We start from the raw sequence: 18,922 nt of genomic DNA, 5'->3' as shown, positions 1-18,922 counted from the left end.
CCCGGTATTGTTTTGCCGGCCTCTGCAGCGTCACGCACCGATGCGGGATGCGATGCCGCCGCAGTATGTTGATTATTCGCGCATGGGCCTTTTCCAAGATCGGTACCGATTTGGAAGCCATGCGCCAGGGAGCAGGACCTGATGGCCTCCACGATTTTGGAGATGCGCGACATCACCAAGACGTTCCCCGGCGTGAAGGCGTTGTCGAACGTCAATCTCAGTGTCGAGGAAGGTGAGATCCACGCCGTCGTCGGCGAGAACGGCGCCGGCAAGTCGACGCTGATGAAGGTGCTGTCAGGCGTCTATCCGTCCGGCACCTATGAAGGCCAGATCATCTTCCGCGGCCAGGAATGCAATTTCAAAGGCATTCATGACAGCGAGCATATCGGCATCGTCATCATCCACCAGGAGCTTGCCCTGGTGCCGATGCTGTCGATCGCGGAAAACATCTTCCTCGGCAACGAGCACGCCACCTACGGCGTCATCGACTGGGACGCCAACGAGACGCGCACCGGCGCGCTGCTCAAGAAGGTCGGCCTCAAGGAAGATCCCAAGACGCTGATCACCAATATCGGCGTCGGCAAGCAGCAGCTGGTCGAGATCGCCAAGGCGCTCAGCAAGGAAGTGAAGCTTCTGATCCTGGACGAGCCGACGGCGTCGCTCAGCGAAAAGGACAGCCAGGCGCTGCTCGACCTTCTGCTCGAGTTCAAGCGCCAGGGCATGACCTCGATCCTGATCTCGCACAAGCTCAACGAGGTGAACCGTGTCGCCGACAAGGTGACGGTGATCCGCGACGGACGCACGATCGAGACCTTGCCGAGGAAAGACATCTCGGAAGACCGCATCATCACCTCGATGGTCGGCCGCTCGCTCGACGACCGCTTCCCACCGCGCGAGCCGCAAATCGGCGACGTCATCTTCGAGGTGAAGGACTGGTCGGTCTACCACCCGATCCATGCCGAACGGCAGGTGATCAAGAACATCAATCTCAATGTACGCAAGGGCGAAGTGGTCGGCATTGCCGGGCTGATGGGCGCCGGCCGCACCGAATTCGCTATGAGTCTGTTCGGCCGCTCCTACGGCCGGCACATTAGCGGAGAGGTGTCGCTCCACGGCAAGCCGCTCGACCTCTCGTCGGTGAGCAAGGCGGTGGCAAGCGGCATTGCCTATGTCACCGAAGACCGCAAGACCTACGGCCTGAACCTCATCGACCACATCAAGCACAATGTGACCTTAGCCAACCTGTCCGGCGTTTCGAGCCGCGGCGTCATCGACGATATGCGCGAGATGAGCGTCGCCAACGACTACCGCAAGAAAACCAACATCCGCGCCTCCAGCGTCTACCAGCTGACCGGCAACCTGTCGGGCGGCAACCAGCAGAAGGTGGTGTTGTCGAAATGGCTGTTCGCCGATCCGGAAGTTTTGATCCTCGACGAGCCGACGCGCGGCATTGACGTCGGCGCGAAGTACGAAATCTATACGATCATCGCGCGCCTCGCCGCCGAGGGCAAAGCGATCATCGTCATCTCGTCGGAAATGCCTGAATTGCTCGGTATCTCCGACCGTATCTATGTGATGAACGAAGGGCGTATGGTCGGCGAAATGGCGGCAAGCGACGCAAGCCAGGAAAAAATCATGCGCGCCATCGTTCGCGGAGAAGGAAAAGCATCATGAGCACGGAAAGCGCTCCCGCGCCGCAAAGCGGCGTCGCCGAGGACGTCAAGCAGGGGCAGCGCATCGCCGTTTCGGCGCTGACGGCGAACTTGCGCGAATACGGACTGATCATCGCGCTGATCGTCATCATGCTGTTCTTCCAGTACACGACGTCGGGAACGCTGTTCAAACCGGTGAACCTCAGCAACCTGGTGCAGCAGAACTCGTTCATCATCGTGATGGCGCTCGGCATGCTCTTGGTGATCGTCTCCGGCTATATCGACCTCAGCGTGGGATCGGTGGCGGGCTTCATCGGCGCTCTTGCGGCGATGATGATGGTCATATGGCCGCTCGGGATATTCAGCAATCCGCTGGTGGTCTCGATCGTCTGCCTGCTCGTCGGGGCCCTCATAGGCGCGGCGCAGGGCTACTGGATCGCCTATCACCGGATACCGAGCTTCATCGTGACCTTGGCGGGCATGCTGATCTTCCGCGGCATCTGCCAGGCGCTACTTGGCGGCGGCTCCTCGGTCGGCCCGCTTCCTCCCAGCTTCAAGCAGCTGAGCTCCGGCTTCATCCCGGACGTGATCGGCCCGCTGACGCTGATCCCGCCGACGGTGAATGCCGCCGGCAAGACCATCATCGGCAGCGGTTTGACACTGCACATGACGACCGTCGTGCTCGGCCTTATCGCGGTGCTCGCCTATGCCTATTTCGGCTTCAGGACGCGGCGCAAGCGCGAACGTCATGGCTATGAGGCGGAGCCCTTCCCGCTGTTCGTCATCAAGACGCTGGTCGGCAGCGCGCTGGCCCTGTTCCTGGTCTTCCAGTTCGCGAGCTATAGGGGCCTGCCGGTCGTGCTTTTGGTGATGGGCGTGCTGATCACTCTGTTCGTCTTCGTCACCAAGCGCATGACCATCGGCCGCCGCATCTATGCGATGGGCGGCAACGCCAAGGCCGCGCAGCTCTCGGGCATCAACACCGAAAGGCTGACGCTGCTCGTCTTCATCAACATGGGCGTGCTGTCGGCGCTGGGCGGCCTGATCATCGCGGCGCGCCTCGGCCAGGCCGTTCCGGCGGCGGGTCTCGGCAGCGAGCTCGACGTCATCGCGGCCGTCTTCATCGGCGGCGCCTCGGCAATGGGCGGCGTCGGCCAGGTGATCGGCGCCGTGGTCGGCGGCTTCATCATGGGCGTGATGAACAACGGCATGTCGATCATGGGCGTCAATGTCGACTGGCAGCAGGTGGTCAAGGGCCTGGTGCTGCTCGGCGCCGTCATCTTCGACGTCTACAACAAGAACAAGGCTTAAGGGCCGGAAGCGGATTTAAGGAGGCATACGGGTTCTAGATCGCGAGGCTGCCGGCAAACCCGCCGGCGCCAAGAAGTCCAGGCAAGGACCAGGCTCGCGAGCGCAATCCGGACGAAGAGTTTCAACCGTGGCGCGGACTCCTCCGCGCCGCGTAGGTCAAGGTTTGCCCGCGGGCAGCCAGGCAAGATGAGAGAGGATTCAACATGCTGATCTCCCAGATCCTCGACGACGCCGAGACAATCCGCGTCGTCGCCCGCAATGGCGGCGGCAAGACCAGGGTCATCAACGGCGCGCGCAGCGTCTATTCGCTGGCGATGGAGGCCGCGCGCACCGGCACCGGGCTCGAGGCGCTGATCGAGCGCAAGGGCTATGGCGAGGCGGTCGATCTCGACGCCGCCTACAAGAGGGGCAGGCTGGTCTCGCCGATCAACCATCCCGATCCGGCGCATCTGCACCTCACCGGTACCGGCCTCACGCATCTCGGCTCCGCGGCGACGCGCGATTCCATGCACAAGAAGCTGAGCGAAGGCGGCGAGGAAGAACTCACCGATTCCATGAAGATGTTCCGCATGGGCCTCGAAGGCGGCAAGCCCGCCAAGGGTCAGGTCGGCGTGCAGCCGGAATGGTTCTACAAGGGCAACGGCACGATGGCGGTGGCGCCGGGCGCATCTTTGATGTCGCCCGCCTTTGCGCAGGATGGCGGCGAGGAGCCTGAGATCGCCGGCATCTATGTGATCGGCGACGACGGCGCGCCGTTCCGCGTCGGTTTCACGCTGTCGAACGAGTTCTCCGATCACGTGACGGAGCGGGTGAACTATCTGTTCCTCGCCCATTCCAAGCTGCGCAACGCCTCGTTCGGCCCTGAAATCCTGATCGGCGACCTGCCGGCCGACATCCGCGGCGCATCGCGCATCTGGCGCGACGGCAAGCTTCTGTGGGAAAAGCCGTTCCTGTCGGGCGAAGCGAACATGTCGCACACCATCGCCAATCTCGAGCACCACCATTTCAAATATTCGGCCTTCCGTCAGCCGGGCGACGTGCATGTGCATATGTTCGGCACCGCCACATTGTCCTTCGCCGACGGCATCAGGACGGAAGCCGGCGATACGTTCGAGATCGAGGCGCAGGATTTCGGTCTGCCGCTGCGCAATCCGCTCGAGGTCGAAAAGCCGGTGAAGGTGGCGGTGAAGGCGCTGTGAAAATGGTAATCTCCCTCTTGTGGGACCCAGAAGGGGGAGATTGGCCGGCATGGGCGCCGGCTCTCTCGTTCCTGCAACATGGAATGACCAGCAGGTGAACACCAATATGTGTTCGCTCATATGATGGATGGACGCGGCCGCTCCAAGTAGCTTTTCCAAGCACGCAGCACTTGGAGGACCGCCATGCCCTTGACCCGTCGGACGCTGATCGGCGTCACCGTTTCGCTCGCAATCACCCTCGCGCCCTCGATCGTTGTCTTCGCGGCCTCGCCGACCCCCGCCAAGGGCGAGCACGGCATGGTGGCAACAGCCCAGCATCTTGCCACGGAGGTCGGTGTCGAGGTGCTGAAGAAGGGCGGCAACGCGGTCGATGCCGCTGTCGCCGTCGGCTATGCGCTGGCAGTGGTCTATCCGAACGCCGGCAATATCGGCGGCGGCGGTTTCATGACGGTGCGCATGAAGGACGGCCGCACGACCTTCATCGATTTCCGCGAGCGCGCGCCGCTCGCCGCGACCAAGACGATGTATCTCGACAAGGACGGTAAGCCGATCAAAGGCGCCAGCCTCGACGGCTATCTCGCCGTCGGCGTGCCGGGCTCGGTTGCCGGCTTCGAGATGGCGCGCGAGAAATACGGCACGCTGTCCAGACAGGATCTGATCGCACCGGCGGTTGCCTTAGCCAAGGACGGGTTCGTCCTCAATCAGGGCGACGCAGCTTCTTTCGCGGCCAGTGCCGACCGGCTGGCAAAGGACCCGGCGGCGGCCGCCATCTTCCTGAAAAAAGACGGCAAGCCTTACGGCATCGGCGAAAAGCTCGTTCAGCCGGACCTTGCCGCCTCGCTCTCGGCGATCTCTGATAAGGGCCCGGACGCCTTCTACAAGGGCGCTATCGCCGACGCCATCGTCAAGGCAAGCGGCGCCAGGGGCGGCATCCTCGCCAAGGGCGATTTCGAGCAATATGCGGTGCGCGAGCTGAAGCCCGTGACCTGTTCCTATCGTGGCTACGAGATCATCTCCTCGCCGCCGCCGAGTTCGGGCGGCGTCATCATCTGCGAGATCCTCAACGTGCTCGAAGGGTACCCGCTGTCCTATCTCGGCGCTGGCTCGGCCGAGACGGTGCATGTCATGGTCGAAGCCATGCGCCACGCTTATGTCGACCGCAACTCGGCGCTCGGCGATCCGGATTTCGTCGACAATCCGGTCTCGAAACTGCTCGACAAGACCTATGCCAAGGACATCCGCGACAAGATCGATCCGTTCCGCGCCGGGGTGTCGAAGGACCTGATGCCGAAGGGTTTCGGCGAGTCGAATGAGACCACCCATTATTCGATCATCGACAATGACGGCAACGCGGTGGCGGTCACCTACACGTTGAACGGCTCCTTCGGCGCCGGCGTTGTCGCCGACGGCACCGGTATCCTGCTCAACAACGAGATGGACGATTTTACCCAGAAGCCGGGCGTACCGAACCTCTACGGGCTGGTCCAGGGCGAGGCCAATGCCATCCAGCCGAAAAAGACGCCTTTATCCTCGATGAGCCCGACGATCGTGACCAGGGACGGCAAGCCGTTCATGGTCATCGGCAGTCCGGGCGGTTCGCGCATCATCACCATCACGCTGGAGGCGATCGTCAACGTCGTCGACCACGGCATGAACATCCAGCAGGCGATCGACGCGCCGCGCATCCATCATCAATGGCTGCCGGACACGGTCTATGTCGAGCCGTTTGGACTTTCGCCGGACACCGAGAAGCTGCTTGCCGGAATGGGCTACCACCTCGATTTGAGCGACGAGACCTGGGGGCAGGCCGCCGGCATCCTTGTCGGCGGCAAGAGCCTGGGTGAAATCGAGAAGGGCGGTGGCGCGCGCTACAACGGCGCTATCGACAGCCGCGCCACTGCGGGCGAGGCTTTGGGATACTAATGCATGTCGCCAAGAAGTGTGCAGCGGTTCTCTGGGACAACGACATGCATAAAAACAAAGACTTAAAGCGCGTCGCCTGAATCCGTTTCGGCGCGACGCGCTTTTAGAGCATGATCCCAAAAAGTGGGAACCGGATTTTGGAAAAGACCATGCTCAGATAAAATCAGACCACCAATGTGATCGTCGACGCTATCAGCAGGACAGCGGCAATGCCGACGAACAGCGCGTAGATGCGCGGCCGGTCGAGCAGCAGCGCATTGCCGGAAATCCAGGCCGCGGTGGCGCCGCCGAGCGCGAACAGGAAGCCGTTGCGGTGGCCGAAGGACATGGAGGCGGCCATCAGGCCGCCGATGATCAGCGCGCCGAAGACGATGATGACGGCGACCGCGTATTTCTCGAAATCATTGCCGCCGCCCATCGCCGGACCCATCGCATTGAGATTGGGCAGGTCGTCCGGGTCGAAGGGGCTGGCCGAGCCGTATTCATCTTGATCGAGGGATTCGCGCATCATTCGTTCTCCGCTGCGCGGCAACAAACCATCAACGCTTGCCAAGCGCAACTGCCAAGGCCGCCGCGGCGATGTGTTCGCCGCCCGGCTGGTGCCAACGTGCCACGCTTTCCCGGCAAGACCAAACGATTAGCGCCCCAGAGAGGTTCCATAGGCTTGATCTATCTGGAAAAATCGCTGCGCACGATGCCGTGCCGCTGCAGCTTGTCGTAGAAGGTCTTGCGCGGGATGCCGAGCGCCTCGATGGTGCGGCGGACGTCGCCGTCATTGCGACCAAGTGTCTCGCGGATGATGTCGGCCTCATAGCGATCGAGCCGTTCCGGTAACGGCATGCCGGCATCGCTCTGGATTGCCGCCGGGGAAGGTGCTTCGGCAATATCCTCCAGCCCGAGCACGAAGCGCTCGGCGAAATGGGCAAGCTCGCGCACATTGCCCGGCCAGTCATGTTCCCTCAGGTGGTGCTGGACCGCGGCCGAATTTGCCGGCATGGCGCGCCGGAAGCGGGCGGCGGCGCGCTCGGCGAAATAGCCGAACAGCAACGGCACGTCGTCGCGCCTTTCGCGCAGCGGCGGGATCGAAATCGTCACCACATTGAGCCGGTAATAGAGGTCCTCGCGGAAATTGCCGCGCTGGCTGGCATTGCCGAGATCGACCTTGGCCGCGGCGACGACGCGCAGGTCGACCGGCCGGATCTCGTTGGTGCCGAGCGGCGTCACCTCGCGCATTTCGAGCACGCGCAGCATCTGCACCTGCGTCGAGGCCGGCATGCTTTCGATCTCGTCGAGGAACAGCGTGCCGCCGCTCGAATGCTCGATGCGGCCGACGCGCTTTTTCTGCGCGCCGGTGAAGGCGCCGGCCTCATGGCCGAACAGCTCGCTTTCGATGACCGTCTCCGGCAGCGTGCCGCAGTTGAGCGCGACGAAATTGCCCTTGGCGCGGCGGCTCCAGCGGTGCAGCAGGCCTGCCACCACCTCCTTGCCCGAGCCGGTCTCGCCGGTCACCAGCACGTCGACATCGGTGTCGGCGATCTGCCTCAGCGTCCGGCGCAGCCGCTCCATCGCCGGCGTCTGGCCGATAAGCGGCAATCCCTCCTGCGCCTGCTCGGCCGCCTCGCGCAAGCCGCGGTTCTCCATCACAAGGCGGCGCTTCTCGGCGGCGCGGGCAACGCTCTGCGCCAGCCGGTCGGTCGCGAAAGGCTTGGTGATGAAGTCATAGGCGCCGTCCTTGATCGCCTTGACCGCCATGGCGATGTCGCCATGCCCCGTGACCAGGATGACGGGAATGTCCGGATCGAGACGCAGCACGCGGTCGAAGAGCTGCAGCCCGTCGATCTCGGGCATGCGGATGTCCGATACCACCACGCCGCCGAAATTTCTGTCGAGCGCCGCCAGCGCTTCCCGCGCCACCGAGTAGGCCGACACTGCAAAACCGGCAAGCTCAAGCGTCTGGCTTGTCGCCTTGAGCAGGTCGCTATCGTCATCGATCAGGATCACTGGTGCGGGATCGTCCTTTGTCATGTCGCGCCAGCTTTCGACAGATGGATGGTAAAGCGTGTGCCGCTCTCGCTGCTCGCCACCTCGATGCGGCCGCCATAGTCGGCGACGATATCCTTGGAGATGACGAGGCCTAGCCCCAGGCCCTTTTCCTTTGAGGTGTTGAAGGGCGTGAACAGGGATTTCAGGATCGCGGGCGGTATGCCCGGTCCGTTGTCGGACACAACCAGCGACACGTCTTCGGCGGTTTCGGCGGCTGTGACTTCGACGCGCGCGTCGTCGCGGCCCTCAAGCGCTTCCAGGGCGTTCTGAAACAGGTTGATCAGCACCTGCTCCAGCCGCAGCCGGTTGCCCATCACCTTCAGCGCCGGCGGCGGCAGCGTGATTGCGAGCGCGTCCAGCCGGCCGGCGAAGCGGCTCCTGAGCAGCACGACGGCGCCCTCGATCACACCGCGCAACTCGACCGGCCCAGCGGCGGTGCGACCCTTGCGGGCGAAGGCTTTCAGCTCCTCGGTGATCGAGCCGATGCGCTCGGTCAGCGCGGCGATCGCGCCGAGGTTCTCCTCGGCTGAGGAGTTCTGCTTGCGCTCCAGGAAAACGCGCGCATTGTCGGCATAGGCACGTATGGTTGCCACCGGCTGGTTGATCTCATGCGCGACGCCGGCGGCGACCTGGCCAAGCGTCGCAAGCCGGTTGGCCTGCACCAATTCCTGCTGCATCACCTGCAGCTTCGCCTCGGTGCTGCGATGGTCGGCGATCTCGGCCTGCAGCCGGTCGCGCGCCAGGCTCAGATCCTGCGTGCGTTCGACGACCCTGCGCTCAAGCTCGGCACGCGCGGCCTGTTCGGCGGCAATCCGCATCTGGCCCGATTGTCTGCGCCATAGCAAATAGGCGGCGAAGGCGATCAACGGAACGACCACGCCGAGCGCCAGGAGCCGCATTTCGCGCTGCGCGGCCGCGATCGGAGCTTCGGCCGGGACAAGATAGTCGAGGCGCCACGGTGTCGACGGCACGGCGGTCGACAGCCTTAGATATTCCGCATCGCCACTGCCCGGCGTAATCGCGTGCACAAGCGCGACATCGGCGCTCAAAGCCTGCGGACGGGTGATCGGAAGCGGCACCAGCGGCGCCTCGCCGAACTGCTGGCTCGCGCGGACTTCCGCCAGAACCGGCGCGGCAAGCGGCGCCGTGGCCAGGAAGCGCCAGGAGGGCACGCTGGTGATCAGCACCACGCCATGCGCATCGCTGACATAGGCCGGGCGGTTCGCTTCGTGCCAGTCCGCCTCGAGCTGGTCGAATTCCATCTTGACCACGACGACGCCGAGCGGTCCTGAAGCGCCGTCGACGCGGCGCGAGATGTAGAGGCCCGGCCGCTTGCTGACATTGCCGAGCGCGAAATACTCGGCGGTGCCCGTTTGCATGGCTCCGGAGAAATAGGCGCGAAAACCGTAGTCGTTGCCGACGAAGCTCACCGGCTCGCGCCAGTTGCTGGAGGCGATCGCGAAGCCGTCCGTGCCGGTGACATAGAGCACCGAGGCCTTGGTGCCTGAAACCAGTCCTTCGAGCTTGCGGTTCAAGACGTCGATCGAGGCGGGGCTGCGCTCGGTCAGCGCGTCGTTGACCTGTTGATCCTCCGATAGGAGCAGCGGCAGCGCGCGCGGATTTTCGAGCACCGCGCGCAGCAACGCCACCTTGAGGTTGGCGTCGGTGCGTCCTTGCGTGGCTAAAGCCTCGATCTCCGTCGAACGGCCATAGAGGCCCGCGCCATAGAGCGCTGCGAGCACGATCAGCAGCGCCACCGCGGTGAACAGCAGCCAGGCGCGCCGCGCCCGCCCGGCGAGCAGTTCGGGCGTCCAGGCGAGGACAGCGGCAGGGCGTTGCAGCATGCCGCATTTGTGCATGATTTCGCACAAAGCACAATTCGACCTATGCGGATAGTCGCACTGGCGCGCCCCAAGGCGCATGCGTCGAGTTCTGAAAAGCCAACAAAATCAAGGAAAAGAGATTCCGGACGTCATCTGGCACGCGCGTTGCAAATGCTTCTGCAGCAGTCGCAAGGCTGTGGAAGTCAACTGCCCCAGGGAGGTCGAGCTTTCGATCGGGGCTGAACGGAGGACATCATGCAGACGGCTATCGCTGCCGCGGAACCGCGCGGCAAAATTCCCTTTTACCGGCATCTCTATGTGCAGGTCCTGGTGGCGATCGCCGCCGGCATCCTGCTTGGACATTTCTATCCCGATGTCGGCGCGTCGCTGAAACCGCTGGGCGACGCCTTCATCAAGCTGGTCAAGATGGTCATCGCGCCGGTGATCTTCCTGACGGTGGCGACCGGCATCGCCGGTGTTTCCGACCTGCACAAGGTCGGCCGCGTCGCCGGCAAGGCGATGATCTATTTCCTCGTCTTCTCGACGCTGGCGCTCGTCCTCGGCCTGGTCGTGTCGAACGTCATCCAGCCCGGCGCCGGCATGCACATCAATCCGGCGACCCTCGACCCCTCGAAGGTGGCGACCTTCACCGAGAAGGCGCACGACACAAGCATTGTCGGCTTCCTGATGAACATCATCCCCGACACCATCACCGGCGCCTTCGCGCAGGGCGATATCCTGCAGGTGCTGTTCTTCTCGGTGCTGTTCGGCATCGCGCTGGCGCTTGTCGGTGATCGCGGCCGTCCGGTCGTCGATTTCCTGCAGGCGCTGACCTCGCCGGTCTTCCGCCTCGTTGCCATCCTGATGAAGGCCGCCCCCATCGGCGCTTTCGGCGCCATGGCCTTCACCGTCGGCAAATACGGCATCGGTTCGATCGCCAACCTCGCCATGCTGATCGGCACCTTCTACCTGACGTCGCTGCTCTTCGTGCTCGTCGTGCTCGGCACCGTCGCATGGTACAATGGCTTCTCGATCCTGGCGCTGATCCGTTACATCAAGGAAGAGCTGCTCCTGGTGCTCGGCACCTCGTCGTCCGAGGCGGCACTTCCCGGCCTGATGGCCAAGATGGAGCGCGCCGGCTGCAACCGCTCGGTGGTCGGCCTGGTCATCCCGACCGGCTATTCCTTCAACCTCGACGGCACCAATATCTACATGACACTGGCCGCGCTGTTCATCGCCCAGGCGACCGACACCCCGCTCACCTTCGGCGACCAGATCCTGCTTTTGCTCGTCGCCATGCTGAGCTCCAAGGGTGCCGCCGGCATCACCGGCGCCGGTTTCATCACCTTGGCCGCGACGCTGTCGGTGGTGCCGTCTGTGCCGGTCGCCGGCATGGCGCTGATCCTCGGCGTCGACCGCTTCATGTCGGAGTGCCGCGCGCTTACCAACTTCGTCGGCAATGCGGTTGCGACCATCGTCGTGGCGCGCTGGGAAGGCGAGCTCGACCAGACCAAGTTCGCCGCCGCCATGGCCGGCCAGTTGCCGGAAGAGGCGGACCTCGCGCTGTCCGGCGGTTTGCAGCCGGCCTGAGCGACCGAAGCAATTTCGGGAACGTGTCCAACGGCAGGCTGGAACCGTTCGGAATTGCGCAGACAAAGGCATCCTCCCGATGCCGAGCAGGCCGCGGCAATCGCCGCGGCCTGTTCTTTTTGCTGGCCGCCGCATAGGGTGCGCCGTCCGGCACTCCCGCCGGTGCATTCAAGGGTGAGGGGCGGTTGATGAGCGGTGCGTTTCCCGAGATCTACGTCGTTCGCCACGGCGAGACAGAGTGGAGCGCCTCGGGCAGGCACACCGGCCGTACCGACATCCCCCTGACCGCGAAAGGCGAAGAAGCCGCGCACGGTGTTGCCGATAGGCTCAAGGGACTGACGTTCCAGGCGGTCTGGTCGAGCCCGTCGCAGCGTGCCTTCGACACCTGCCGCCTCGCGGGTTTCGGCGAGCGCGCGCTGAAAAAGGCCGATCTGCAGGAGTGGAACTATGGCGCCTATGAGGGCGTGACGACCAAGGAGATCCTTTCCAGGCGTCCCGGCTGGCAGTTGTTTCGCGATGGTTGTCCGGACGGCGAGACGGCGGCCGATGTCGGCGCTCGCGCCGACACCATCATCGCCGGGCTTCGCGCGATTGCCGGCAATGTGCTCATCTTCTCCAGCTCGCATTTCCTGCGCGTGCTCGCGGCGCGCTGGGTCGGCCTGCCGCCGGAAGGCGGCGAGCATTTCGTGCTCGACACCGCCAGCCTCAGCGTCCTCGGCTACGAGCACGACCTGACCGAGCCGGTCATCCGGCGGTGGAACGAGAAGTAACGAGCGCGGGCGCCCCCTCATCCGGCCGCTTCGCGGCCACCTTCTCCCCGGCGGGGAGGAGAGGGGCTCAGCGCTAACCGTCTCCTCTCCCCTTGGGGAGAGGTCGGATTGCCCCGAATTGTCCTTCGCAATTCGGTTGGCAATCCGGGTGAGGGGCTGCCTCGCGCTTACGCTGAAAGCGTCGCCAGCTCCTCAGTCGTCAAATGCCGCGCTGTGCCTTTGGCAAGCTCGCCGAGCTGAAGGCCGCCGATCGCAACCCTGACCAGTCTCAGCACCTCGATGTCGAAGGCGCCGAGCAGCCTGCGGATCTGCCGGTTGCGCCCTTCGTCGAGGACGATTTCCAGCCAGGCGGTTCGCCCGCCGCTGCGTAGCAACGCGATCGAGCTTGCCGTCAGCAGTTCGCCATCCACCTCGGCGCCCTGGCCAAATCGCTCCAGCATCGCCTCGTCGGGCACGGCGGCTATCTGCACGTGATACGTCTTTGCGACATGCGAGGCCGGATCGAGCAGGCCGTTCGCCCAGCGCGTGTCATTGGTCATCAGCAGCAGGCCTTCGCTTGCCTTGTCGAGTCGGCCGACCGGCGACACAAAAGGCAGGTCGAACCCTTCCAGGCAATCATAGACCGTGCCGCGGCCTTCGGGATCGTCGCGGGTGGTGACCAGCCCGCGCGGCTTGTTGAGCATCAGATAGACCTTCCGCTCGGCGGCGACGCGCTCGCCGTCGACGGTGATGCGGTCGCGGTCGGGATCGATGCGCAGCAAGGCATCGCGCACCGTCTTCCCGCTGACCTGCACGCGCCCCTCGGCGACCAGACGCTCGGCCTGCGTGCGCGAGCAGAAGCCGAGTTTGGAGAGCGCTCGGGCGAGGCTGACCTTTGGGGTTGCGGATCGTCGGTCGGGTTGGCGTGCCACTATTTTGTCTTCGAACTTCTCAAGTGCGCAACCGATGCCACGCTTGGCGAGATGAACGCAAGCGGCTCCGCTACCCGGTTCGGGTCGCCAAGATCACTCCTTCGGCGCGCTCAATCGCCGGTAGGAAACGCCATCGAATGTTGCCGTCACGAAGCTCTTGACCGACATCTTGCGCTTGCGGCCGTCGCTGCAGGCATAGAGCGGCCAGCCGGCATCGCTGCACTCGCTGGCCACGCAGAAGCTGGCCACGCAGTTGCCTGTGGTCAGCCGAAAGCCTCCCTTGCCGACAAAGCCCTGCAGCAGGCTGCCATCCGCCGAGCGCCATGTCCGTTGCTGGAATTCAGGCCGCAGCAGCCGGGGTTCAAGCGGCGCGGCCAACCCGGCTTGGGCCGCGTGGCCCGAATACTGAAGCCGGTAGCGCGCCATGCCGGTCGTGTATGCGGTGACAAGATCGGATTGGCCCGAATAGGCCGCCGCCAGTTGGGGGCGGTCGAAGAGATGGGACACGCGCATGTCCGCCTCCGACGGCCTCGTCAGGGCAGCGATGGCGACAAGGGCCAGGCAGACGCGCAGCATCTCGATTTCCAGCAGCCATACCGATCCGGCGCGCCGGTTTGCCCCCGGCTGCGTTTGCTACAATCCCGCCAAACAGCGTCTGGTGCAAGCCACCGACAGACAGGAAGACGCCTTTCGGGCGGAGGCCCAACGTGGAAACCACGCGAGCCAATATCGGGCGAATCAATTGCTGGCGCTCATGCGTGCGAGGCAGCGGGCCTGGTCGCGCGGTCGCCCGAGCTCCTCGTAGCGGCCTGCCGCCTCCTCGAAGGCCGCCAGCGCGCGCATTTCCTTGTTCTGCGCCCGCCGCTGCACGCCGCGCGCCTCCCAAAGCGCCGCAGCCCAGGGGCCTCCCTGCCACATGCCGGCGATGCGTTCGGCGTCGTTCAGGCGGCGGTCGACCTGTTCCAGGTCGCCTGCTTCGGCAAGAGCGATAGCCGAGGCGGTGCGCAGCGCCATCGAGCAGGGCTGACAGGCGCCGGGGGTCAGCAGCCGGTCGCCGGCAAGGATTTCCTCCGCCACCAGCTTGGGCGTCGAGGCAGCCCGAACGGCCAATGCCTGCATGCGCATGATCAGATGCGGCGAAAGCCAGGATCGTTCCGCATCCGTCAGGCCGCGCCGGATGAGCCGGCCGGCCCGCCACTTTTGGCCGCGCTCCAGCGCGATTTCGGCCAGCCGCTCGATCGCAAGCACGCGGCCCGCCACGGCATCCGCCTCCTCAAGCAGGTGTTCCGCGGCAGTCAGGAAGCCCTCGGCGCCGTCGAGATCGCCTGAGAAAAGCGATGCCTCTCCGAGCAGCAGGCAAGCGAGACCGCGGCCCGCGTTCGATCCGGCCTCCTCGGCCACGGTAAGCAATTCCTGGGCAAGCCTCTCGACCTCCGCATGGCCCTTCGCACTGCACAGGCAGAATTCGGACAGGCACAGATGGCCGTCGAACACATGCTGCGCAAAGGCGGGTTTGGCGCGGACCCATTCGATGAATTCGGACCGGAACAGTTGCGGCCACCGGGCTTGCATCATCGATGCGATGCCTAGCAGGGCGCTCGCCTCGCCGACTTCGCGCGGCAGGTCGGCGCCGAGCGCGAGGTCACGCGTGCGTCGGGCGATTTCGCTCGCCTTGTCGAATTCGCCGCTCTGCAGATGCACCAGGCCCCAGGCGAGCGATGTGCGTATCTGCTCCACCGGACTGACGGTCCCGGTACCGGACAGCGCCAGGGCCTTCTCGTAGAGCTCGATGGTCGCGGCGCTCGGCCCGACGCCGAGCTCGGCATGCAGGTTGTCGCGAAGCTGGTTGAATTGGCGGATCGCTTCCACGCGATTGCCGGCATCGAGCGCTGCCTGCATCAGCGCGCATTGCGCCTGCTCGTCGGCCGGGTCGAGCGCGATCAGCCGCTGCCAGAGGCCGCCGGCGCGCAGGAGGTCGCTATAGCGCTGCTGCAGCTGCGCTCGCGGGGTGTCCAGCCATTCGACGAACAGATCGTCGGGCAGAAGCCTGCCTCCGTAAAGGTCGGCGGCATGTCCGAAGGCTTCGCTGTCGCCGCCGCGCAAAATTGCCTTGGCGGCGGTCTCGAAGTTTTCGGTGTCGATCGTCAGCTCGGCATGCGGGGCGAGCGCCACGATGTCGTTGTTCACCTCGATCAGGTCGTGGGCGCCGAGCGCGCGGCGCGCGAAATGGATGGCCTTGCGCAGGCTGGCGCCGGCGGCGTCGGGGTCCGCATCCGGCCAGAAGGTCTCCATGATCTGCTCGCGGTGGGCGCGATGCGTCGACCGCAAGGCAAGCAGCTTGACCAGCGCCGCGGCGCGGTCGCGCCGCCACTCCGCCGCTGGGATCACCCGGTCATCGACGTTGACGGCGAAACGGCCGAGCAGGTGGATCGAAACGCGCATGCATGCACCGTCCGGAAGCAGAAGCGCCGCCGCCGAAGCCATCACCGAGGGGTGGCCACCGGGGAACGCTGGCGGAACATAGATTTCCTAATTTAGCGCCGCAATCGAATTCCAACCGGAAAGGAACATAACCATGTCACTCCGTATCGCAGACATCGCTCCCGACTTCATGGCCGACACCACGGAAGGCCCGATCTCCTTCCATGAATGGCTGGGCAAGGATTGGGGCATCCTTTTCTCGCATCCAAAGGACTATACGCCGGTCTGCACGACCGAACTCGGCTACATGGCGCGTCTGAAGCCTGAGTTCGATAAGCGCGGCGTCAAGATCATCGGGCTCTCCGTCGACCCCGTCGAGAAGCATGCCGGCTGGGCGAAGGATATAGCCGAAACGCAGGGGACGGCGCCCAACTTCCCAATGATCGGCGACCCGACTTTGGCCGTATCCCAACTTTACGACATGCTCCCGGCCTCGGCCGGCAACACTGCCGACGGCCGCACCGCCGCCGACAACCAGACGGTGCGCAACGTCTACGTCATCGGCCCTGACAAGAAGATCAAGCTGGTCATTTCCTATCCGATGACGACCGGCCGCAATTTCGATGAGGTGCTGCGCGTCATCGACTCACTGCAACTGACGGCCAAGCACCGCCTGGCGACGCCCGTCAACTGGAAGCCGGGCGACGACGTGATTATCGCGGGCTCGGTGTCGAACGACGAGGCAAGGCAACTCTACCCGCAGGGCTGGAAGGAACCGAAACCCTACATCCGCATCGTGCCGCAGCCCGTGCTCACCTGACAGGGGCAAGCGGCCGCGAGGCTTGGGCGTTGGGGCATAGGCGGCGGGGGACCTCGCGTCCTCGCCGCCACCTCCAGAAACGAAAGATCAACCGGCGCTCGGCGCCAGAGACAAAGCTGGGGAACTGAGATGAACACAGCAAACAAACCGCGCATCGTTGTCCTCGGGGCTGGCTTCGGCGGCCTTGAGCTCACGACGCTGCTCTCCGAAGCGATGGGCGACAGCATCGACGTGACACTGATCGACAAGAGCGATTCCTTCATTTTCGGCTTTTCCAAGCTCGACGTCATGTTTGGCCTGAAGCAGCCGGAGGCGGTTCGCCTGCCCTATGCCAGCCTCGCCAAACGCGGCGTGCGCATGCTGAAGCGCACCATCACGGCGATCGATCCGCAAAGCCGGCGCGTCGTCACCGATGACGGCGTGTTCGATGCCGACCACCTGATCGTGGCGCTTGGCGCCGAATATGATTTCGACGCAACACCGGGGCTTTCCGGAACCAACGAGTTCTATTCGGTACCCGGTGCGGAGCGGCTGCGCGACGTGCTGCCCGGCTTCAGGAAGGGCAGGGCGATGGTGGGCGTCTGCGGCGCGCCCTACAAATGTCCACCGGCGCCGAGCGAATGCGCGCTGATGTTGCATGACTATCTGGTGCGGCAAGGCGTGCGCGAGGCCTGCGAGATATCGCTGGTGCTGCCATTGGCCAGCCCGGTGCCGCCTTCGCCCGACACCTCGCGCGCCTTGCTTGCGGCTTTCGCCGAGCGCGGCATCGAATTCATCCCGGGCCGCCGCGTCGCCTCCGTCGACAATACGCGGAACGTGGCCGTCCTCGATGACGGCTCGGAAATGCCTTTCGAGCTCTTCCTTGGCGTGCCCAAGCACCAGGTGCCGCCGGTCGTGCTCGAGAGCGGCATGTCCGAAAACGGCTGGATTCCGGTCAACCCGCGCACGCTCGAAACGAAATACGAGAACGTCTACGCCGTCGGCGACGGCGCCAACACCGGCACGCCCAAGGCTGGCGTCTTCGCCGAGGGCGCCGCACGGGCGGTGGCCAGCGCCATCGTCGCAAAGCTGCGCCAGAGAGGCAGCGGCACCCTCTATGACGGCTTCGGCACCTGCTACATCGAGTTCGGCGGCGGGCGCATCGGCAAGGTCGAGGTCGACTTCTTCTCAGGTCCCTCGCCGACCGGCAACTACTATGAGCCCTCGGTCGCTCTTCGTGCCGATAAGGAGATGTTCGGCGCCAGCAGGAGGTCGCGCTGGTTCGGCCTCTGACGACAGGGGCCGGGGCATTGGCATCGTTCCCGGCCTTTCAGCTGTTGGCAGCCGGCGGCAGCTCGAACAGAGTGGCGCCGTTCTCCCGCCCCCGGTCGATATAGCCGATCACGCGGAACCATTTCTTGACTTCGGGCCTGTCCAGCCAGCTGCGCGAATGGATGGGAAGGTTGCCGGCAAGCGCCTGGACATGGCGGATGTGCCGCCTGCAGAAGCGGACGGTCGAGGCGGTGAAGAAATCCTCCCGTGCGGCAAACAGCGTATCGGCAGCATCGGCGTGCTCATGCCAGGCGATGATCGCGACGGTCCTGTCGCCCTCGACGAGCGCATGCGCCCGGCCTTCCTTCAGATTCATCATCAGGTTGTCATAGGCGCTTTTGCTGTCCTTGCCGGCCGCCACATATTCGTCCGACATTCGCTTGGACAGGCCGCGGAAAACGTCTTCCAAATCTCCGACCGTCGCCGCGCGTGCTCTCATTTCTCCTCCTGACAGCCCTCTAGCAGTTTGCCCCAACGAAGGGGGATGACCAAGAAAAACAAATCCCCAATCAGGCTTTTGCACGCAATCCAATTCCGCACGGAGCGGGTTGGCCCATCCCGGGCCTATATATAAGCGTTGACTTGAGATCGAGCTTCCGCTGTTGGATACTGATGCCGGGCATGCTCGAGCGCGCTGGTGCCTTCGGCAAGCCTGCTCAACGCCTTGTTCGATCTGATGCCGGCCGAGGCGCTGGCGACCGATCTTGCTGCCGGCCTCACCCTGGTGGAAACGGCCGCCCGGGGTGGCATCACGGTCAAGTCCGCCCACACCTATCTGGAGCGCGTCTTCCAGAAAACCGGCACCCACCAGCAGATCCAGTTGGTCGCCATGTTGAAGACGCTGCAGCCGCTGGTTCCGCCTCCGGAGCAATGACCGAGCGGCTGCGTCGCAACGGCGGAAGAAAGCCTATCGTTGAATTCATCGTCGGCCTGCCATAAAAGGCGCAAGTTTACGACGCTCGAAGGAAGTCCGGACGTGCCCGAACCTGTAGCCACGATAGGCCTGGGCTGCGTTGGTCCGCGAGCTGTTGTCGGCGAGCGATTGATCGGTGAATGGTCTGGCTGCAGCGTTAGGGGCATGCATTGACGTCAAGCAGGCCGATTCTGGTCACCGGCGCAGCCGGCTTCATAGGTTTTCACCTCTGCCA

At 64.3% G+C, this 18,922-nt stretch carries 16 protein-coding genes; 9 read left to right on the top strand and 7 right to left on the bottom strand.

Going from position 1 to position 18,922, the window contains the following annotated elements; all coding sequences use genetic code 11:
• Positions 1 to 141: 141 nt before the first annotated feature.
• From mmsA to ggt, 4 genes are all read left to right on the top strand, one after another.
• Positions 142 to 1,674 carry a multiple monosaccharide ABC transporter ATP-binding protein gene (gene mmsA / locus AC0L2L_RS32385; protein ID WP_473583874.1) on the top strand — a complete coding sequence of 511 codons (1,533 nt, stop codon included), beginning with the start codon at positions 142 to 144 and terminating at the stop codon, positions 1,672 to 1,674.
• Positions 1,671 to 2,963, top strand: coding sequence for a multiple monosaccharide ABC transporter permease (gene mmsB, locus AC0L2L_RS32380; RefSeq protein WP_473583873.1), 1,293 nt, complete (start codon positions 1,671 to 1,673; stop codon positions 2,961 to 2,963). Before mmsA ends, mmsB begins: the two co-directional genes overlap by 4 nt.
• A gap of 203 nt (positions 2,964 to 3,166) precedes the next feature.
• Positions 3,167 to 4,162 carry an AraD1 family protein gene (araD1, locus tag AC0L2L_RS32375; protein WP_473583872.1) on the top strand — a complete coding sequence of 332 codons (996 nt, stop codon included), beginning with the start codon at positions 3,167 to 3,169 and terminating at the stop codon, positions 4,160 to 4,162.
• Between the two features lie 183 nt (positions 4,163 to 4,345).
• A complete protein-coding gene (gene ggt, locus AC0L2L_RS32370; RefSeq protein WP_473583871.1) occupies positions 4,346 to 6,085 on the top strand; it encodes a gamma-glutamyltransferase in 1,740 nt (579 codons plus the stop codon).
• 163 nt (positions 6,086 to 6,248) lie between these two features.
• On the opposite strand, the gene AC0L2L_RS32365 is transcribed toward ggt, so the two are convergent.
• The 3 genes from AC0L2L_RS32365 to AC0L2L_RS32355 all read right to left on the bottom strand — a co-directional run bounded on the left by AC0L2L_RS32365 (position 6,249) and on the right by AC0L2L_RS32355 (position 9,972).
• A complete protein-coding gene (locus tag AC0L2L_RS32365) occupies positions 6,249 to 6,596 on the bottom strand; it encodes a hypothetical protein (RefSeq protein WP_036259275.1) in 348 nt (115 codons plus the stop codon).
• A 158-nt stretch (positions 6,597 to 6,754) separates the two neighbouring features.
• Complete coding sequence (locus AC0L2L_RS32360) at positions 6,755 to 8,110, bottom strand: sigma-54-dependent transcriptional regulator (RefSeq protein WP_473583870.1); 1,356 nt, start codon at positions 8,108 to 8,110, stop codon at positions 6,755 to 6,757.
• The gene (locus tag AC0L2L_RS32355) at positions 8,107 to 9,972 is read right to left on the bottom strand and encodes an ATP-binding protein (RefSeq protein WP_473583869.1); all 1,866 of its coding nucleotides are present in this window, start codon (positions 9,970 to 9,972) and stop codon (positions 8,107 to 8,109) included. Before AC0L2L_RS32355 ends, AC0L2L_RS32360 begins: the two co-directional genes overlap by 4 nt.
• A gap of 234 nt (positions 9,973 to 10,206) precedes the next feature.
• On the opposite strand from AC0L2L_RS32355, the gene AC0L2L_RS32350 reads away from it, so the two are divergent.
• Both AC0L2L_RS32350 and AC0L2L_RS32345 read left to right on the top strand, forming a co-directional pair.
• On the top strand, positions 10,207 to 11,541 hold the full coding sequence (locus tag AC0L2L_RS32350; protein WP_473583868.1) for a dicarboxylate/amino acid:cation symporter: 1,335 nt from the start codon (positions 10,207 to 10,209) through the stop codon (positions 11,539 to 11,541).
• A 188-nt stretch (positions 11,542 to 11,729) separates the two neighbouring features.
• On the top strand, positions 11,730 to 12,311 hold the full coding sequence (locus tag AC0L2L_RS32345) for a histidine phosphatase family protein (protein WP_473583867.1): 582 nt from the start codon (positions 11,730 to 11,732) through the stop codon (positions 12,309 to 12,311).
• Between the two features lie 167 nt (positions 12,312 to 12,478).
• Here AC0L2L_RS32345 and AC0L2L_RS32340 read toward each other — a convergent pair whose 3' ends face one another.
• The 3 genes from AC0L2L_RS32340 to AC0L2L_RS32330 form a co-directional block, all read right to left on the bottom strand.
• Entirely contained in the window at positions 12,479 to 13,222 is a 744-nt protein-coding gene (locus AC0L2L_RS32340) for a pseudouridine synthase (RefSeq protein WP_473583866.1), read from the bottom strand.
• 93 nt (positions 13,223 to 13,315) lie between these two features.
• The gene (locus AC0L2L_RS32335; RefSeq protein WP_473583865.1) at positions 13,316 to 13,798 is read right to left on the bottom strand and encodes a hypothetical protein; all 483 of its coding nucleotides are present in this window, start codon (positions 13,796 to 13,798) and stop codon (positions 13,316 to 13,318) included.
• 162 nt (positions 13,799 to 13,960) lie between these two features.
• Positions 13,961 to 15,664: a BTAD domain-containing putative transcriptional regulator gene (locus AC0L2L_RS32330; protein WP_473583864.1), complete on the bottom strand. Its 1,704-nt coding sequence runs from the start codon at positions 15,662 to 15,664 to the stop codon at positions 13,961 to 13,963.
• Between the two features lie 133 nt (positions 15,665 to 15,797).
• Here AC0L2L_RS32330 and AC0L2L_RS32325 point away from each other — a divergent pair, with 133 nt between their 5' ends.
• A complete protein-coding gene (locus tag AC0L2L_RS32325) occupies positions 15,798 to 16,463 on the top strand; it encodes a peroxiredoxin (RefSeq protein WP_140647410.1) in 666 nt (221 codons plus the stop codon).
• 129 nt (positions 16,464 to 16,592) lie between these two features.
• On the top strand, positions 16,593 to 17,735 hold the full coding sequence (locus AC0L2L_RS32320) for an NAD(P)/FAD-dependent oxidoreductase (RefSeq protein ID WP_473583863.1): 1,143 nt from the start codon (positions 16,593 to 16,595) through the stop codon (positions 17,733 to 17,735).
• A 37-nt stretch (positions 17,736 to 17,772) separates the two neighbouring features.
• Here AC0L2L_RS32320 and AC0L2L_RS32315 read toward each other — a convergent pair whose 3' ends face one another.
• A complete protein-coding gene (locus AC0L2L_RS32315; protein ID WP_473583862.1) occupies positions 17,773 to 18,213 on the bottom strand; it encodes a hypothetical protein in 441 nt (146 codons plus the stop codon).
• A gap of 198 nt (positions 18,214 to 18,411) precedes the next feature.
• Here AC0L2L_RS32315 and AC0L2L_RS32310 point away from each other — a divergent pair, with 198 nt between their 5' ends.
• A complete protein-coding gene (locus tag AC0L2L_RS32310; RefSeq protein WP_473583861.1) occupies positions 18,412 to 18,648 on the top strand; it encodes a helix-turn-helix transcriptional regulator in 237 nt (78 codons plus the stop codon).
• Positions 18,649 to 18,922: the final 274 nt, after the last annotated feature.

It is taken from the genome of Mesorhizobium sp. WSM4832 (assembly GCF_055811115.1).
Note: the sequence above shows the minus strand (reverse complement) of the source record. Positions and strands in the feature narration are given on the sequence as shown.

Coding starts and splice junctions, on each gene's coding strand:
- mmsA (WP_473583874.1), top strand. CDS start 142: ATGGCCTCCACGATTTTGGAGATGCGCGACATCACCAAGACGTTCCCC.
- mmsB (WP_473583873.1), top strand. CDS start 1,671: ATGAGCACGGAAAGCGCTCCCGCGCCGCAAAGCGGCGTCGCCGAGGAC.
- araD1 (WP_473583872.1), top strand. CDS start 3,167: ATGCTGATCTCCCAGATCCTCGACGACGCCGAGACAATCCGCGTCGTC.
- ggt (WP_473583871.1), top strand. CDS start 4,346: ATGCCCTTGACCCGTCGGACGCTGATCGGCGTCACCGTTTCGCTCGCA.
- AC0L2L_RS32365 (WP_036259275.1), bottom strand. CDS start 6,596: ATGATGCGCGAATCCCTCGATCAAGATGAATACGGCTCGGCCAGCCCC.
- AC0L2L_RS32360 (WP_473583870.1), bottom strand. CDS start 8,110: ATGACAAAGGACGATCCCGCACCAGTGATCCTGATCGATGACGATAGC.
- AC0L2L_RS32355 (WP_473583869.1), bottom strand. CDS start 9,972: ATGCTGCAACGCCCTGCCGCTGTCCTCGCCTGGACGCCCGAACTGCTC.
- AC0L2L_RS32350 (WP_473583868.1), top strand. CDS start 10,207: ATGCAGACGGCTATCGCTGCCGCGGAACCGCGCGGCAAAATTCCCTTT.
- AC0L2L_RS32345 (WP_473583867.1), top strand. CDS start 11,730: ATGAGCGGTGCGTTTCCCGAGATCTACGTCGTTCGCCACGGCGAGACA.
- AC0L2L_RS32335 (WP_473583865.1), bottom strand. CDS start 13,798: ATGCTGCGCGTCTGCCTGGCCCTTGTCGCCATCGCTGCCCTGACGAGG.
- AC0L2L_RS32330 (WP_473583864.1), bottom strand. CDS start 15,664: ATGCGCGTTTCGATCCACCTGCTCGGCCGTTTCGCCGTCAACGTCGAT.
- AC0L2L_RS32325 (WP_140647410.1), top strand. CDS start 15,798: ATGTCACTCCGTATCGCAGACATCGCTCCCGACTTCATGGCCGACACC.
- AC0L2L_RS32320 (WP_473583863.1), top strand. CDS start 16,593: ATGAACACAGCAAACAAACCGCGCATCGTTGTCCTCGGGGCTGGCTTC.
- AC0L2L_RS32315 (WP_473583862.1), bottom strand. CDS start 18,213: ATGAGAGCACGCGCGGCGACGGTCGGAGATTTGGAAGACGTTTTCCGC.